This is a genomic window from Bacillus benzoevorans (assembly GCF_014207535.1).
GTDB classification, from domain to species: domain Bacteria; phylum Bacillota; class Bacilli; order Bacillales; family Cytobacillaceae; genus Bacillus_BD; species Bacillus_BD benzoevorans.
On the sequence record NZ_JACHGK010000001.1, the window covers coordinates 331,520 to 347,382 of the forward strand.

Here is a 15,863-nt window from a genome sequence, read left to right on the forward strand (position 1 = left end):
TAATATATAATCATCTGTAACGCTTACAGCATCATAGCTTATTTAAAATGTCATGAAACAAAAGTCTGCTGTAAGGATATTTTTAATAAAACAGTAATTGTAAAGGGAGGTGCCATAGAATGAACAGCAATGAAATATATGTGAGCCTTGACATCGGTACATCCAGTGTGAAAGTTATCATAGGTGAAATGGTCAACGACTCATTAAATATTATCGGAGTAGGAAATGTACCATCTCAAGGATTACGTAAAGGTTCGATAGTCGACATAGATGAGACCGTTCATTCTATTCGGAGGGCAATTGAACAAGCTGAAAGAATGATTGGCATGGATATCAGGACTGTAATTGTAGGAATTACAGGTAACCATTGTTTGCTTCAGCCATCGCATGGTGTAGTTGCCGTATCGAGTGAAAATAGAGAAATCACCGATGAGGATGTTGCTAGAGTGATTGATGCAGCGCAAGTAGTCTCCGTACCCCCGGAAAGAGAGATTATTGATGTGATTCCAAAGCAATTTATTGTGGATGGACTTGATGAGATCAATGATCCTCGCGGTATGATCGGCGTTAGACTTGAAATGGAAGGAACCATCATAACTGGATCGAAAACCATTCTACATAATATTTTACGCTGTGTGGAAAGAGCAGGATTGGAAATATCAGACATAACGCTGCAGCCGCTTGCTGCTGGAGCATTTGCTTTGTCCAAGGATGAAAAAAATCTTGGCGTGGCACTCATTGATATTGGCGGAGGTTCTACAACAATTGCCTTATTTGAGCAAGGAGGGCTCCAGGCTACAATTGTTCTTCCTATCGGCGGAGATCATATCACAAAGGATATTTCGATTGGACTCAGAACATCATCAGAGGATGCAGAAAGAGTGAAAAACAAATATGGACATGCGTTTTATGACCATGCTTCTGAAGACGTTGTTTTTAGTGTTCCGATCATTGGAAGTGATCAGCACCAGCAGTTCAACCAATTAGAACTAAGCGATATTATCGAAGCCAGAGCAGAAGAGATCTTTGAGTTAGTGCAAAAAGAACTCAAGTCAATGGGAATCACTGATTTACCAGGCGGTTATGTACTGACAGGCGGTGTAGCGAATACACCAGGCATTTTAGAACTTGCCCAGGCAGTATTTCAGAATCGTGTTCGTGTCGCTATTCCTGATTATATCGGCGTGAGGGAACCACAATATACGACAGCTGTCGGATTAATAAAATTTGCTTATAAAAATGCGAAAATTCAAGGAAGACAAATGGGAACGCCAATAGTCTCCCATGAAGCTAAAGATAAACGACCATCAAAACCAGCTCAAGTAAAAGCTAAGCCTGAAAAACCTCAAGAGGAAAAAGTTTCATCAAAGGTAAAAAAGTTTTTTGGCTTGTTTTTTGAGTAACGTGTAAAAAATATACTGATATAATGTGGCAGCGATAGCCTCCGGCGGAGACTTGCGATTTTTTAAGGAAAAATACCTGAGCGAGCACGCGAGTATGGGCGCAAATTTTGCCGAGGCGAATTTGATTATGTAATGCTAACAGGAATATCGACGAATTAGGAGGATTTGTCATGCTGGAATTCGAAACAAGTGTGGAGTCATTAGCGACGATAAAAGTAATAGGTGTTGGCGGCGGCGGGAATAACGCTGTCAATCGTATGATAGAGCACGGTGTACAGGGAGTTGAATTTATTGCTGTTAATACAGATGCGCAAGCATTAAATCTCTCCAAGGCCGAAGTGAAAATGCAAATTGGTGCAAAGTTAACACGGGGGCTGGGTGCCGGAGCTAATCCTGAAGTTGGAAAGAAGGCTGCAGAGGAAAGTAAAGAAGCAGTTGAAGAAGCATTAAAAGGTGCAGATATGGTCTTTGTAACGGCTGGTATGGGCGGTGGAACGGGTACAGGCGCTGCTCCGGTTATTGCGCAAATCGCAAGGGATTTAGGGGCCTTAACAGTTGGTGTTGTAACTAGACCATTTACTTTTGAAGGCCGGAAACGTGCCACTCAGGCTGCAGGCGGAATTGCAGCGATGAAGGAATCAGTCGATACGTTGATTGTCATCCCGAATGACCGCCTATTGGAAATTGTTGACAAGAGTACACCGATGTTGGAGGCGTTTAGGGAAGCGGATAATGTTCTTCGCCAAGGTGTACAGGGGATTTCTGACTTAATTGCCGTTCCGGGATTAATTAATTTGGACTTTGCCGATGTTAAAACGATTATGTCCAATAAAGGTTCAGCCTTAATGGGGATCGGTATTGCCAATGGAGAAAATCGTGCTACTGAAGCAGCAAAGAAGGCTATTTCATCCCCATTACTGGAAACTTCTATTGATGGAGCACAGGGTGTATTGTTAAATATTACGGGCGGCTCAAACTTAAGTCTTTATGAGGTACAGGAAGCGGCTGATATTGTCGCAAGTGCCTCAGACCAGGATGTTAATATGATCTTTGGATCTGTCATTAATGAAAATTTAAAAGATGAAATTGTTGTAACAGTCATTGCAACCGGGTTTAATGAAGAAATTGCCCAGCCGAAACCGTTAAGACCTGCTTTCGGACAAGCGCAAAAATCCGTACCATCATCTGTGAAACGGGAGCCGAAAAAAGAAGAACCGCAGATTGAACAGCCAAGAACGATTACCCCGCAGCATGGCGAAGATACACTTGATATTCCAACGTTTTTAAGAAATAGAAATAGAAGAAGATAATTTTAAAAAAAGCTTGCAATGATGCAAGCTTTTTTTTTTTGCTTTAGAGAAGCAGGTTGAATCACCTTCAATATGATGCAAACTTTTTTCCAAAGGAACCGATTGACAAAAAGCGGAGGAAAAGGCGAAAAATACTGCTTTTTTATGCCCAGAAAGTGACACACTTCATCACACCCGATACGATATACTTTTGCCTAACAGATTAATAGAAGCCAAACTATTCAGGGAAGATAAAAAGCATTAAGTCTATTAAACAAGAAATGCGTATTCAATTAAACTTGTTTTCAAGGAGGATCTCATTTGGCTGTTTATTTAGATATTATTTGGCTCTTGAATTTTATGTTTGACAGCCTCCTTTTATATTTAACAGCTGTTATTTTGAAGAGGAAATTTCGTTATTGGAGACTTTTTGCAGGGGGGATGATTGGCTCTCTTATTATATTATTATCTGTAACACCCTTAAATGTCTATGCAGGGAATCCTATCGTCAAATTCTTATTTTCTATCCTGATGGTGTTCACGGCTTTTGGCTATAAACGCTTTAAATATTTTGTCAACGGTCTTTTGCTTTTTTATTTCATTACATTTCTTGTCGGAGGGACATTGATTGGTGTCCATTATTTTATGCAGTTTGATATGAATCTTTCATCTTCAGTCTTTTTAGCTAGTGTGAAAGGTTTTGGAGATCCGGTAAGCTGGCTCTTTGTGATCATTGGCTTTCCATTGGCCTGGCATTTTTCAAAGAATCATTTTGAAAAAATGGAGGTTGCTAAAATTCAGCATAATCAGCTGATTAGTCTTGATATTAGTATTGAGGGTAAAACTTTTCGCTTTACAGGGCTGGTTGACAGCGGCAATCAGCTGTATGACCCTATTTCAAAAATGCCAGTCATGTTTGTGTCAGTAAATAAAATGGTTGAGGAACTGCCGGAAATGATCAGAACCATCGCTTTATCCTCAGAAGAAATGATCATGGGAGATCAATCGATTGCTCCCGAATGGGAAAATAGGATGCGAATTATTCCTTTTAAGGTAATGGGACAAGAGCATCAACTGATCATCGCCCTAAAGCCGGATAACATTACGATTTATCAAAACGAGGAAACGATTATAGTGGATAAGGGGCTGGTATCCTTTACGATGCAGCAGCTCTCATCTGATGATGCTTTCCAATGTATCGTCCACCCAAAAATGCTAAATGGAATAAAACAGGAAAAGGCCGGCTAAAGACGCCACGTCCTAATGTCTTCGCCGGCACTGGCACATCCTGTGCATCGCCGAATCGGCTTGACCAGGATGCAGGGAATTTATAAAACATTGTTTTTGAGGGGGATTAGGATGAAAAAATTGAAACTTCGCTTATCGTACTATTGGTATAAATTGTTGATTAAGCTTGGCCTGAAATCGGATGAAATATACTATATTGGCGGAAGCGAAGCACTGCCGCCTCCATTAAGCAAGGAAGAGGAGGAAGTACTGCTTGAAAAACTTCCTCATGGAGATAAAGCGGCAAGATCCATTCTCATCGAACGAAACTTAAGGCTGGTTGTTTATATAGCGAGGAAATTTGAAAATACGGGAATAAATATTGAGGATCTGATCAGCATTGGAACCATTGGTTTAATCAAGGCAGTCAATACATTCAATCCGGAGAAAAAAATCAAACTGGCTACATATGCATCACGATGCATAGAAAATGAAATCCTTATGTACTTAAGGAGAAATAATAAAATCCGCTCAGAAGTCTCATTTGATGAACCGCTCAATATAGACTGGGATGGCAATGAATTATTATTATCGGATGTTCTTGGGACGGATGATGATATCATTACAAAGGATTTGGAAGCCAATGTCGATAAAAAACTTTTATTAAAGGCCCTGCATCAGCTTTCTGATAGGGAAAAGCAAATTATGGAACTTCGCTTTGGGCTTGGTAACGGAGAAGAAAAAACACAAAAGGATGTTGCCGATATGTTAGGAATTTCGCAGTCCTATATCTCCAGACTGGAAAAGAGAATCATCAAAAGACTAAAAAAAGAATTTAATAAGATGGTGTAAATAATTTTTTTTCGCGAAAAAATCCCGTTAATTATTAGACTCCTTGAAGTCTGACTCTTCCGAGCGGTCCCAGGACCCATTTCGATGGTGCATATTTTTCCTTACAGGGGAGATACTGTTTTTTGTACAGCAGCTCCTGTAAGGAGGGAAATGGATTGACTCGAAACAAAGTAGAAATTTGCGGTGTTGATACATCAAAGCTTCCAGTTCTAAAAAACGAAGAAATGAGAATACTCTTCAGGCAAATGCAACAAGGGGATATATCCGCACGTGAAAAGCTCGTTAATGGAAATTTGCGTCTTGTTTTAAGCGTGATTCAACGCTTTAATAACAGAGGCGAGTATGTTGATGATCTTTTCCAGGTGGGCTGTATTGGACTTATGAAATCGATTGATAACTTTGATTTAGGACAAAATGTAAGATTTTCTACTTACGCTGTTCCAATGATTATTGGAGAAATCAGGCGGTATTTACGGGATAACAACCCAATTCGTGTTTCTCGTTCTTTAAGAGATATTGCTTATAAAGCACTGCAGGTACGAGAACGGTTAATGAGTGAAACATCCCGGGAACCGACGGCGGAAGAAATCGCAAAAGTGCTGGAGGTGCCTCATGAAGAAATTGTCTTTGCACTCGATGCGATACAAGATCCTGTTTCCCTGTTTGAACCTATTTATAATGACGGCGGAGACCCGATTTATGTAATGGATCAATTAAGTGATGAAAAAAATAAGGATATTCAATGGATTGAGGAGCTTGCACTTAAAGAAGGCATGAGAAGATTAAATGAACGGGAAAAACTAATCCTTCGCAAAAGATTTTTCCAAGGAAAAACGCAAATGGAAGTAGCCGAAGAAATTGGAATTTCCCAAGCACAGGTTTCCCGCCTTGAAAAAGCGGCTATCAAACAAATGAATAAAAATATTCAAAGCTGAAGCTGTCTCTTAACGGGCAGCTTTTTTACGTGCAGTCAGGTTTTAAGTAATCATCAAGCAAAGAGTTTATCAATTTCATACATTTTTCATTCTCACTCCTTCATATATATGAATAAAAGATAATATAGGAGTGAATTTGATGGTGAAAATTTCTGAATTTCAAATAAAGGATGTAGTAAATATTTCTGATGGGAAAAAGCTAGGGAATATTGGCGATATTGAAATCAATCTCCAAACAGGAAAGGTTGAAGCAATTATTATCTCAGGAACAGGTAAAATATTAGGTTTTTTCGGCAAAGATGAAGATGTAGTCATACCATGGAAAAATATCATTAAAATCGGTGAGGATGTCATACTTGTTCGCTATAAAGATAACGTCGAAGTAAAAATAAGCGAAGAAGAGCCCTCATCTTGAAATTTACTGTGAAGGGTGATTGTTCTATGCTAAAATAAAGGGGAACTTCCATAATATAGTTAGAAGTTCCTAAAATCTAAAGATGTTATGATAAACGGAGGATAGGTATGGAACCATTCGTTTTACAGGAAAAGGAATACCTTGTTCTTGCTGATTGGGTCCAAAAGTATCCCAATTTGCAGGCAGGGTTTACAACAAAAAACGGCGGACTGAGCAAAATGGAATTTTCAAGCTTGAACTTAGGTTTCCATGTGAAAGACTCCTTTGAAGCCGTTCTTCAAAATCGAAATATTACCGCTGATAAACTCTCCTTTCCATTAGAAAATTGGGTTGGCGCCGTACAGACACATGAAGTGAAAATACAAAAGGTAACAAAAAGCGATAGAGGCAGAGGTGCTGCGGATTATACAAGCGCATTTAAAGCAACAGATGGTTTCTTTACGGTAGAGAAAAATATTCTCCTTACTTTGTGCTTTGCTGATTGTGTGCCAATCTTCTTTTTTCATCCGCCGTCCGGTGCTATTGGAATTGCTCATGCAGGCTGGAAGGGGACAGTAAACGGCATTGCCGAGGAAATGCTTCGTACTTTTCAAGCAGAGGGAATTGAGGCAAAAGACATATTAGTCGCAATTGGACCTTCAATATGCGAAAATTGTTATATCGTTGATGACCGTGTGATTAAATTAGTGCAAAATAGACTAGAAGGTGTCGATAATAAGACATATAATTTAGTCAACGACCATCAATATAGACTTAATTTAAAGGAATGCAATAGGGAAATCCTGTTAAATGCAGGGGTAAAAAACGAACATATTAGTTTGACAAATTTTTGTACCAGCTGTCATCAAGAGTATTTTTATTCACACCGAAGAGATCAAGGCAAGACTGGGCGTTTGGTGGGTTTCATCGGCTGGAAGGAGGACAATCAGTAATAAAATGAGAGTGATCGAAAATTTACAGAAGATTAAAGAAGAAATTGCAGCAGCATGTGTAAAATCCAACCGAAGTCCTGAAGAAATTACCATCATCGCTGTAACAAAATATGTTTCCGTTGAGCGTGCAAATGAAGCGATTGAAGCAGGACTCACACACCTTGGTGAAAACTATGACGAAGGCTTAAATGCCAAATGGGAAGTGCTGAAGGACAAGCCAATCTGGCATTTTATCGGTTCCTTGCAAACGAGAAAGGTAAAAAATATTATTGATAAGGTGGATTATATTCACTCGCTTGATCGGCTTTCTTTGGCAAAGGAGATTAACAAACGTGCCGATAGAAAAATAAAATGTTTCGTTCAAGTGAATGTCTCTGGTGAGGAATCTAAACATGGCTTGACTCCGGAAGAGGTACCGGCATTTTTAGAGGCTTTACAAGAATTTCCGAATATTGTAGCTGCCGGATTAATGACAATGGCTCCGTTTACCGAAAATAAGACTTTGCTGCATCAATGTTTTCACAGATTAAAAGAACTGCAATTGGCAGTACAAAACATGAATTTAGATTATGCGCCTTGTACAGAGTTATCAATGGGAATGTCAAATGATTATTCTATCGCCATTGAAGAAGGTGCAACAATGGTGCGAATTGGAACGGCTCTAGTCGGGGAAGATGCGTAGGAGGTCCAAAAAATGAGCATTAAGTCGAAATTTAAAAATTTATTCTTTTTAGAAGATGAATATGCCGAAAATGAGGAATCATCTTATGAAGAAGAATATGAACCGGTAAAACAGCAAAAACAAACGGCACCAAAACAAAATATTGTCAGCCTGCAAAGTGTGCAAAAATCATCAAAGGTTGTGCTTGTTGAACCCCGTATTTATGCAGAGGCACAAGACATTGCAGACCATTTAAAAAATAGAAGAGCAGTAGTCGTGAATTTACAAAGAATCGAAAAGGATCAGGCAAAGAGAATTATCGACTTTTTAAGCGGCACGGTGTATGCCATTGGCGGCGACATCCAAAAAATCGGTCTCGATATTTTCCTTTGTACTCCTGATAATGTCGAAGTTAGCGGCAGTATTTCACAGCTGATGCAAGAGCAAGAATTTGAAAATACGAGGTGGTAAGCTTTAATGTTTTTGATATTTTCTTTAATAACTAGACTAATCTCTATTTACTCGTGGGCATTAATTATCTATATTCTGATGTCTTGGTTTCCAAATGCCCGTGATACCAAGATCGGCCAGTTCTTAGCGAAAATCTGTGAACCATATCTGGATCCATTTCGTCGGATTATTCCGCCGCTCGGGATGATTGATATTTCTCCAATTGTGGCATTTTTAGTTTTGAACTTTGCGACTTCAGGGTTATGGCAGCTATACTCCTGGATTACATGATAAGCTGGAAATTTAATAGAGGCTCATATAAGGAGCCTCTTTCTATTTCATTATATTAAGGTGAACAAATATGTCTATTTATCAGCATTTTCGTCCGGAAGAGAAGGAATTTATCGATCAGGTGTTGAATTGGAAGGAGTATGTTGAACAGTCCTATTCTCCAAAGCTGACTGATTTTCTTGATCCGCGTGAGCAGCAAATTTTAAAGATGATTATTGGCGAACAAGGAGAAGTTCTGTACGCTTTCTCGGGCGGCATGGACTTTACAGAAAGAAATAGGGCACTTATTTTTCCAGATTATTATCAACCACAAGCGGACGATTTTCATATTACATTATTTGAAGTGGAGTTTGCGAAGAAGTTTTTAAGTTTAACGCATCCTCAAGTTTTGGGAAGCCTGATGGGAATCGGCTTAAAACGCGGGAAATTCGGTGACATCATGATTGTCGGGGACAGGGTTCAATTCTATTGTGCCCAAGAAGTCAGCGAGTATGTCAGGCTGGAGCTGCATTCTGTCGGTAAAGCTGCTGTCATACTGGAAGAAAAACCGTTAACAGAGGGTCTGCCGCCTGAGGAAGTTTGGACAGAGCAGACTGTAACCGTTTCTTCCTTGCGAATTGATGCTGTTATATCAGCGATTTTCCAGCTTTCACGGCAAAAATCACAAACGCTTATTCAGTCAGGATTCGTGAAAGTAAATTGGACTGTGAATGAAAATCCTTCGTTTGAATGCGGCGAAAGCGATACGATTTCAGTACGCAAATATGGACGAGCTAAAATTCTTTCCATTGACGGTAAAACAAAGAAGGATAAATGGAAAATCACAGCAGGAAGACAAAAATAATGAAAGTTAAGAAGGAAATTCAAAAAATTTGTCGAAAAAGAATTATTTATACATAGCGTATTATAAGGGAGTTCATTCTGCTCTTTTTAAAAGAGAGGCTTTGTTAAATAGAATTGGAGGTGGCATAATGGCTTTAACACCATTAGATATCCATAATAAGGAGTTTAGTAAAGGATTTCGCGGCTATGATGAGGATGAAGTGAATGAATTTCTTGATCAAGTCATTAAGGATTATGAATTGGTCCTTCGCGAGAAAAAGGAGTTAGAAGATCGTTTAAATGAAGTGAATGATCGAATGGGTCATTTTATTTCCATTGAAGAAACCTTAAACAAATCAATCATTGTCGCTCAGGAAGCAGCAGAAGAAGTGAAACGGAATGCGCATAAAGAAGCAAAGCTGATCATGAAGGAAGCGGAGAAAAACGCGGACCGAATTGTAAATGAATCTCTTTCAAAAGCGCGGAAAATTGCCCTGGAAATAGAAGAGCTGAAAAAACAGTCAAAAGTTTTCCGTACCCGGTTTAAAATGCTGATTGAAGCACAGCTTGAATTGCTTGATAACGATGACTGGGATCATTTACTTCAGTATGAATTGGACGCAACCGAATTAAAAGCAACTAGTGAAGAAGATTCCTATGCTTGACGAATCGGGGATAAAAAGCATATAATCTTTATTAAAAGTTTTCCATATGATAATTGACGATGACAGGGACAGTACGGCTTATTAAATCTTATGACAGCGAATCAGGGAAGGTGGAAGCCTGATATAAGGATAAGACTGGAAGATCACCCTTGAGTTTCTTGCTGAAACTGTGAAACAGGAATAAGCAAGGCGTGACATTCGCGTTAAGAATGTTATCGAGCGGATAGGAAAGTTTCTATCTACAAGGGTGGTACCGCGGGAAAAAGCCTTCTCGTCCCTTTTTGGGATGTGAAGGCTTTTTATGTTTCGTAAAAAAATTCTAGTGAATATTTTCACTCATATAAATGGAGGAAATGAAATGGATTACAAAGACACGTTACTAATGCCAAATACTGAATTTCCAATGCGTGGTAATTTACCAAAACGGGAACCGGAAATTCAAGAAAAATGGAATGAAATGGATATCTATAAATTAGTGCAAGAAAGAACAAAAGACCGCCCAATGTTTGTTCTGCATGACGGTCCACCATATGCAAATGGGGATATTCACATGGGTCATGCTTTAAATAAAATTCTGAAGGACTTCATCGTCCGCTTTAAATCGATGACTGGTTTCAATGCTCCATATGTACCAGGCTGGGATACACACGGACTGCCAATTGAACAGGCATTAACCAATAAAGGCGTTAAGCGGAAAGAAATGTCTATTGCTGAATTTAGAAAGCTTTGTGAAAAATATGCCTACGAACAAATTAATAATCAGCGTGAACAATTTAAGCGTTTAGGTGTCCGCGGAGACTGGGAAAACCCTTATATTACCCTGAAGCCTGCTTATGAAGCACAGCAGATTAAAGTCTTCGGTGAAATGGCGAAAAAGGGCTATATTTATAAAGGGAAAAAGCCGGTTTATTGGTCTCCTTCAAGTGAGTCTGCACTAGCAGAAGCTGAAATTGAATATAAAGATGTGAAATCTCCTTCGATTTACGTGGCATTTAAGGTAAAGGACGGTAAAGGTGTACTGGACACAGATGTGCAAATCATTATCTGGACAACAACCCCATGGACCATTCCTGCAAATCTTGGTATTTCTGTCAATCCGGAGCTTATCTATGTCGTCGTTGAAGTAAACGGGCAAAAATATGTAGTGGCACAGGAACTATTGAAAACCGTAAGCGAAGAAATTGGCTGGGAAAATCCAGCTGTCTTAAAAACGGTGAAAGGCAGCGAGCTAGAATATATTGTTGCCTCCCACCCGTTGTATGGCCGTGATTCTCTAGTTATGCTCGGTGACCATGTCACACTTGATGCCGGTACTGGCTGCGTTCATACAGCACCCGGGCACGGTGAAGATGACTTTTTAGTTGGGCAGAAATACGGTTTGGACGTATTATGTCCTGTTGATGATAAAGGGGTTATGACAGAAGAAGCGGAAGGCTTTGCTGGTTTATTTTATGATAAAGCAAATAAAGCCGTCTCAGAAAAGCTTGAAGAAGCTGGTGCATTGTTAAAGCTTTCTTTTATTACTCACTCCTATCCGCATGATTGGAGAACAAAAAAACCGGTTATTTTCCGTGCAACTGCGCAGTGGTTTGCATCTATTAAAGATTTCCGCGAAGATTTGCTTGAGGCGATTAAAGAAACGAAATGGGTGCCGGCATGGGGAGAAACAAGACTTTTTAACATGGTTCGTGACCGCGGTGACTGGTGTATTTCCCGCCAGCGTGCCTGGGGTGTTCCAATCCCGGTCTTTTATGCTGAGAATGGTGAACCTGTTATTACAGATGAGACGATCGAACATATTTCTAATCTATTCCGCGAACATGGTTCAAATGTTTGGTTTGAGCGTGAAGCGAGTGAGCTGCTTCCTGAAGGCTTTACACATCCGGGCAGTCCGAATGGGGTATTTACAAAGGAAACAGATATCATGGATGTTTGGTTTGATTCAGGTTCCTCCCATCAAGCAGTATTAGAAGAACGTGATGACCTCAAGCGCCCTGCTGATTTATATTTAGAGGGCTCTGACCAATATCGCGGCTGGTTTAATTCATCTTTATCAACTGGAGTCGCGGTAACTGGGAAAGCTCCTTATAAAGGGGTATTAAGCCATGGTTTCGCTTTAGATGGTGAAGGAAGAAAAATGAGTAAATCAGTGGGAAATGTCGTCGTTCCGGCTAAAGTAATGAATCAATTAGGAGCAGATATCCTCCGTCTATGGGTAGCCTCTGTTGATTATCAGGCAGATGTTCGTGTATCTGATGCGATCCTAAAACAAGTAGCTGAAGTGTACCGCAAAATCCGCAATACATTCCGCTTCCTTTTAGGAAATTTAGCTGATTTTAATCCGGAAACAGACACAGTTGCCTACGAAAATCTGCGCGAAGTCGATCAGTTTATGCTGGTGAAATTAAATGACCTGATTAAACAAGTTCGCAATCACTATGAAAATTATGAATTTGCCGGAATTTATCATGCCGTCAATAATTTCTGTACGCTTGACTTGAGTTCTTTCTATCTTGATTTCGCTAAAGATATTCTTTATATTGAAGCGAGTGATCAGCATGACCGCCGGGCGATTCAAACTGTTTTATACGAGAGTCTATTGTCTTTGACAAAATTAACAGCGCCAATCCTGTCTCATACAGCGGATGAGGTATGGAACTTCATTCCGTCAGTTCAGGAACCAAGTGTTCAATTAACAGACATGCCGGAAGCGAAAGAATTTGCTAATGCGCAGGGGTTGAAAGACAAATGGCAGTTATTTTTGCAGCTTCGTAACGAAGTACTAAAAGCACTTGAAGAAGCGCGTAATGAAAAAGTAATTGGAAAATCATTAACAGCTAAAATTAGCCTATATGTAAATGATAAAACAAAACAATTGCTTGATTCCATTGAAGAAAATCTAATGCAGCTCTTCATTGTATCCGACTTTGAAGTGGCTGGTTCCTATGAGCAGGCACCAGAACATGCATTGCAGCTTGAAAATACAGCCATTGTTGTAACCAAGGCAGATGGCGAAACATGTGAACGGTGCTGGATTGTAACACCGCATGTTGGAGAAAACGAAAAGCATCCAACACTATGCCCGCGCTGTGCCGATGTTGTGAGTAAACATTACAGTCATTTAGCAAAATAACATAAACGCTCAGATATATATCATGTTAGTAAAAGCCGGACAATTTGTCTGGCTTTTGCTATGTAAAAATATCTCCATCACAAAAATCATAAAATTTTTCCACCAACGTTAATTGTTGTTCACCTTGTCAAATCTTTGAGCGATTTTGAAAAAAGTTCAAGGGCATTCTATAGGCAACAACATGAAACGGAGGTAGCGGTCATGGATATGAACACGAATGAAATCTATTCTGAACTCCGTAAAACGAAACAAGAATTACTGCAAAGACTCGAAGATCACAACGGTTCCCCACTAGTGAAGCCATACATACTTGGTGAGCTGAAAGATATTGAAAGCGCTCTTAATAAGCTTGAAAAAGGTACTTTCGGAACCTGTGAAATTTCCGGCGAAATTCTACCCCAAGACCTGCTTGCGCTGATTCCTATCCTAAAGTCAGTGGAGGATTGCCAAACGATCCGTTATTTTTTTCGCAAAACCTAAAGCAATCTTGTACTGTCGCTTTTTTCTTTGATATGCTAAAATGCAAAGGAGAATCTTTACTAAATTGCCGAAAAGCCGAAATAGAGGATAATATTGTTTTCATATGATACGCAAATTGTATGAAGGCTAAGTCTATGCTTTTCTACTGGAGGTCGCCTTTGTGTTTTATTACATAGCCATAGCCTTAATTGTGATTACTCTTGATCAATGGACGAAATGGTTAATTATCCAAAATATGGAATTGAGTGAAAGTATCCCCATTATCGATTCTTTTCTATATATAACCTCTCATCGAAATACTGGTGCAGCATGGGGGATATTGGAAGGGCAGATGTGGTTCTTTTATGTCATTACAACGATTGTGATATTGGCTATTGTATTTTATTTAAAGAAAGCAGCAAAAGAAGGAGTATTATTCAAAATCTCTTTAGCGTTAATGCTTGGCGGAGCCGTTGGAAACTTTATTGATCGTATTTTTCGTCAAGAGGTAGTTGATTTTATTCATACATATCCTTTTGGATATAATTTTCCAATTTTTAATATCGCTGATTCCTCGCTTGTGATCGGAGTGGCATTATTAATGGTTTATATGGTGATAGAAGAGAGAAGAACAAAGGAGAAAGCAAATGGAGAAAGTGGAACACATCGTTCTTGAACAGGAAAAATCAGCACGGATTGATAAGATTATTTCCGGCCTGAATCCGGATTGGTCTAGAACACAAGTACAGCAGTGGATTAAGGATGGACAGGTGCTGGTTAATGGACAGGCCGTGAAAACAAATTATAAGTGTAATATAAATGATCAAATTGAGATTATCATCCCTGAGCCGGAAGTTCTTGATGTCATTGCGGAAGAAATGGACTTGGATATTTATTATGAAGATGAAGATTGTCTTGTGGTGAATAAGCCGAAAGGGATGGTCGTTCATCCGGCTGCGGGTCATGCAACGGGTACGCTGGTGAATGGTTTGATGGCACACTGCAAGGACCTGTCCGGAATTAACGGAGTATTAAGACCGGGAATCGTTCATCGCATCGATAAAGATACTTCCGGTTTATTAATGGTGGCCAAAAATGACATGGCTCACGAAAGTTTAGTCAATCAATTAGTGGAAAAAACGGTCACGAGAAAATACTTAGCGGTTGTTCATGGGAATATAGCGCATGATTATGGGACGATTGATGCCCCGATTGGCAGAGATCCGAAAGATCGGCAAAGTATGACCGTTATTGACAACGGAAAACATGCAGTTACTCATTTTCACGTTCTAGAGCGTTTTAAAGATTTTACATTGGTGGAATGCCGACTCGAAACAGGGCGGACACACCAAATTCGTGTCCATATGAAATATATCGGCTACCCGCTCGCTGGTGATCCGAAATACGGTCCGCGGAAAACATTGAATTTGAATGGGCAGGCGCTTCATGCTGCTGTTCTGGGGTTTAATCATCCCCGTACGGGTGAATATTTAGAATTTGAGGCACCGCTCCCTGAGAGTTACGAGCAGCTGCTTGTGAAATTGCGAAATAATCATTGACAAACGATCGGCAGTGGCATAATATTGTTTTAGTTGAATAGGTCCTTTAAATCAGTCCCGTGAGGCTGAGAAGGAGACGGATATCAGAAAGACGCAGCACTGTCTTTGTAACTGATCTGCTTTCGTTTGCCCTCTTGCCTTTTGGTAAGAGGGCTTTTTCATGAAACAGAGTACTCATTGGATAGCCTAACGAGGATATTATGAAAAGAAAGGATGAGTGCGATGACACAAAAAGCGATTGTACTAGATGATCAGGCTATTCGCAGAGCATTAACAAGAATAGCGCATGAGATTATTGAGAAAAATAAAGGCATTGAAAATCTTGTGCTCGTGGGAATCCGTACAAGGGGGATTTATCTCGCAACCCGGCTGGCCGAAAGAATTCATCAAATTGAAGAAAAAAGAATTCCAGTTGGAGATTTAGACATCACCCTATACCGTGATGATTTAACAAAAAAAACAGCTGACCTGGAACCGCTGGTAAAAGGAACCCATATAGAAAATGATATACATGATAAGACCGTTATCCTCGTAGATGATGTCCTTTATACAGGCCGTACAGTCAGGGCAGCGCTGGATGCACTTATTGATCTTGGTCGTCCAAGCTCGATTCAGCTTGCAGTACTAGTTGATCGCGGTCATCGGGAACTGCCGATAAGGGCCGATTATGTTGGAAAAAATATTCCAACATCCAGTTCTGAAAAAATTGTGGTTGAGTTAAAAGAAATTGATCAATTAGACCAAGTCAGTATTTACGAAACATAAATACC

17 protein-coding genes and 1 other annotated feature are annotated in these 15,863 nt (G+C 39.7%); all 17 genes read left to right on the top strand.

Going from position 1 to position 15,863, the window contains the following annotated elements:
* Nucleotides 1-119: 119 nt before the first annotated feature.
* Nucleotides 120-1,403, top strand: coding sequence for a cell division protein FtsA (gene ftsA, locus HNR53_RS01750; RefSeq protein ID WP_184522017.1), 1,284 nt, complete (start codon nt 120-122; stop codon nt 1,401-1,403).
* Between the two features lie 170 nt (nt 1,404-1,573).
* On the top strand, nt 1,574-2,713 hold the full coding sequence (gene ftsZ, locus HNR53_RS01755; RefSeq protein ID WP_184522020.1) for a cell division protein FtsZ: 1,140 nt from the start codon (nt 1,574-1,576) through the stop codon (nt 2,711-2,713).
* A gap of 300 nt (nt 2,714-3,013) precedes the next feature.
* The gene (spoIIGA, locus tag HNR53_RS01760) at nt 3,014-3,940 is read left to right on the top strand and encodes a sigma-E processing peptidase SpoIIGA (RefSeq protein WP_184522024.1); all 927 of its coding nucleotides are present in this window, start codon (nt 3,014-3,016) and stop codon (nt 3,938-3,940) included.
* 111 nt (nt 3,941-4,051) lie between these two features.
* On the top strand, nt 4,052-4,771 hold the full coding sequence (gene sigE / locus HNR53_RS01765) for an RNA polymerase sporulation sigma factor SigE (protein ID WP_184522027.1): 720 nt from the start codon (nt 4,052-4,054) through the stop codon (nt 4,769-4,771).
* Between the two features lie 155 nt (nt 4,772-4,926).
* Complete coding sequence (sigG, locus tag HNR53_RS01770; protein WP_184522030.1) at nt 4,927-5,706, top strand: RNA polymerase sporulation sigma factor SigG; 780 nt, start codon at nt 4,927-4,929, stop codon at nt 5,704-5,706.
* 139 nt (nt 5,707-5,845) lie between these two features.
* Nucleotides 5,846-6,121: a YlmC/YmxH family sporulation protein gene (locus HNR53_RS01775; RefSeq protein WP_184522034.1), complete on the top strand. Its 276-nt coding sequence runs from the start codon at nt 5,846-5,848 to the stop codon at nt 6,119-6,121.
* A gap of 107 nt (nt 6,122-6,228) precedes the next feature.
* Nucleotides 6,229-7,053, top strand: a complete 825-nt coding sequence (gene pgeF, locus HNR53_RS01780) for a peptidoglycan editing factor PgeF (protein WP_184522037.1) — start codon at nt 6,229-6,231, stop codon at nt 7,051-7,053.
* 4 nt (nt 7,054-7,057) lie between these two features.
* Nucleotides 7,058-7,735 carry a YggS family pyridoxal phosphate-dependent enzyme gene (locus tag HNR53_RS01785; RefSeq protein ID WP_184522041.1) on the top strand — a complete coding sequence of 226 codons (678 nt, stop codon included), beginning with the start codon at nt 7,058-7,060 and terminating at the stop codon, nt 7,733-7,735.
* 12 nt (nt 7,736-7,747) lie between these two features.
* Nucleotides 7,748-8,185, top strand: a complete 438-nt coding sequence (locus HNR53_RS01790; RefSeq protein WP_184522044.1) for a cell division protein SepF — start codon at nt 7,748-7,750, stop codon at nt 8,183-8,185.
* Nucleotides 8,186-8,191: 6 nt separating this feature from the next.
* The gene (locus HNR53_RS01795; protein WP_184522047.1) at nt 8,192-8,455 is read left to right on the top strand and encodes a YggT family protein; all 264 of its coding nucleotides are present in this window, start codon (nt 8,192-8,194) and stop codon (nt 8,453-8,455) included.
* A 70-nt stretch (nt 8,456-8,525) separates the two neighbouring features.
* Entirely contained in the window at nt 8,526-9,299 is a 774-nt protein-coding gene (locus HNR53_RS01800) for a YlmH family RNA-binding protein (protein WP_184522051.1), read from the top strand.
* 127 nt (nt 9,300-9,426) lie between these two features.
* Nucleotides 9,427-9,942 carry a DivIVA domain-containing protein gene (locus tag HNR53_RS01805; RefSeq protein ID WP_184522054.1) on the top strand — a complete coding sequence of 172 codons (516 nt, stop codon included), beginning with the start codon at nt 9,427-9,429 and terminating at the stop codon, nt 9,940-9,942.
* Between the two features lie 50 nt (nt 9,943-9,992).
* Nucleotides 9,993-10,224: a binding site (T-box leader), on the top strand.
* Between the two features lie 76 nt (nt 10,225-10,300).
* Nucleotides 10,301-13,075 (top strand): isoleucine--tRNA ligase, encoded by a 2,775-nt coding sequence (gene ileS / locus HNR53_RS01810; protein ID WP_184522058.1) that lies wholly within the window; start codon nt 10,301-10,303, stop codon nt 13,073-13,075.
* A 201-nt stretch (nt 13,076-13,276) separates the two neighbouring features.
* A complete protein-coding gene (locus HNR53_RS01815) occupies nt 13,277-13,555 on the top strand; it encodes a hypothetical protein (protein ID WP_184522062.1) in 279 nt (92 codons plus the stop codon).
* Between the two features lie 160 nt (nt 13,556-13,715).
* Nucleotides 13,716-14,210, top strand: a complete 495-nt coding sequence (gene lspA / locus HNR53_RS01820) for a signal peptidase II (RefSeq protein WP_184522065.1) — start codon at nt 13,716-13,718, stop codon at nt 14,208-14,210.
* Entirely contained in the window at nt 14,182-15,093 is a 912-nt protein-coding gene (locus HNR53_RS01825) for an RluA family pseudouridine synthase (protein WP_184522068.1), read from the top strand. The genes lspA and HNR53_RS01825 overlap by 29 nt, the downstream gene beginning before the upstream one ends.
* 222 nt (nt 15,094-15,315) lie before the next feature.
* On the top strand, nt 15,316-15,858 hold the full coding sequence (gene pyrR, locus HNR53_RS01830; RefSeq protein ID WP_184522071.1) for a bifunctional pyr operon transcriptional regulator/uracil phosphoribosyltransferase PyrR: 543 nt from the start codon (nt 15,316-15,318) through the stop codon (nt 15,856-15,858).
* Nucleotides 15,859-15,863 lie beyond the last annotated feature (5 nt).

Coding starts and splice junctions, on each gene's coding strand:
- ftsA (WP_184522017.1), top strand. CDS start 120: ATGAACAGCAATGAAATATATGTGAGCCTTGACATCGGTACATCCAGT.
- ftsZ (WP_184522020.1), top strand. CDS start 1,574: ATGCTGGAATTCGAAACAAGTGTGGAGTCATTAGCGACGATAAAAGTA.
- sigE (WP_184522027.1), top strand. CDS start 4,052: ATGAAAAAATTGAAACTTCGCTTATCGTACTATTGGTATAAATTGTTG.
- HNR53_RS01775 (WP_184522034.1), top strand. CDS start 5,846: ATGGTGAAAATTTCTGAATTTCAAATAAAGGATGTAGTAAATATTTCT.
- pgeF (WP_184522037.1), top strand. CDS start 6,229: ATGGAACCATTCGTTTTACAGGAAAAGGAATACCTTGTTCTTGCTGAT.
- HNR53_RS01785 (WP_184522041.1), top strand. CDS start 7,058: ATGAGAGTGATCGAAAATTTACAGAAGATTAAAGAAGAAATTGCAGCA.
- HNR53_RS01790 (WP_184522044.1), top strand. CDS start 7,748: ATGAGCATTAAGTCGAAATTTAAAAATTTATTCTTTTTAGAAGATGAA.
- HNR53_RS01795 (WP_184522047.1), top strand. CDS start 8,192: ATGTTTTTGATATTTTCTTTAATAACTAGACTAATCTCTATTTACTCG.
- HNR53_RS01800 (WP_184522051.1), top strand. CDS start 8,526: ATGTCTATTTATCAGCATTTTCGTCCGGAAGAGAAGGAATTTATCGAT.
- HNR53_RS01805 (WP_184522054.1), top strand. CDS start 9,427: ATGGCTTTAACACCATTAGATATCCATAATAAGGAGTTTAGTAAAGGA.
- ileS (WP_184522058.1), top strand. CDS start 10,301: ATGGATTACAAAGACACGTTACTAATGCCAAATACTGAATTTCCAATG.
- HNR53_RS01815 (WP_184522062.1), top strand. CDS start 13,277: ATGGATATGAACACGAATGAAATCTATTCTGAACTCCGTAAAACGAAA.
- HNR53_RS01825 (WP_184522068.1), top strand. CDS start 14,182: ATGGAGAAAGTGGAACACATCGTTCTTGAACAGGAAAAATCAGCACGG.
- pyrR (WP_184522071.1), top strand. CDS start 15,316: ATGACACAAAAAGCGATTGTACTAGATGATCAGGCTATTCGCAGAGCA.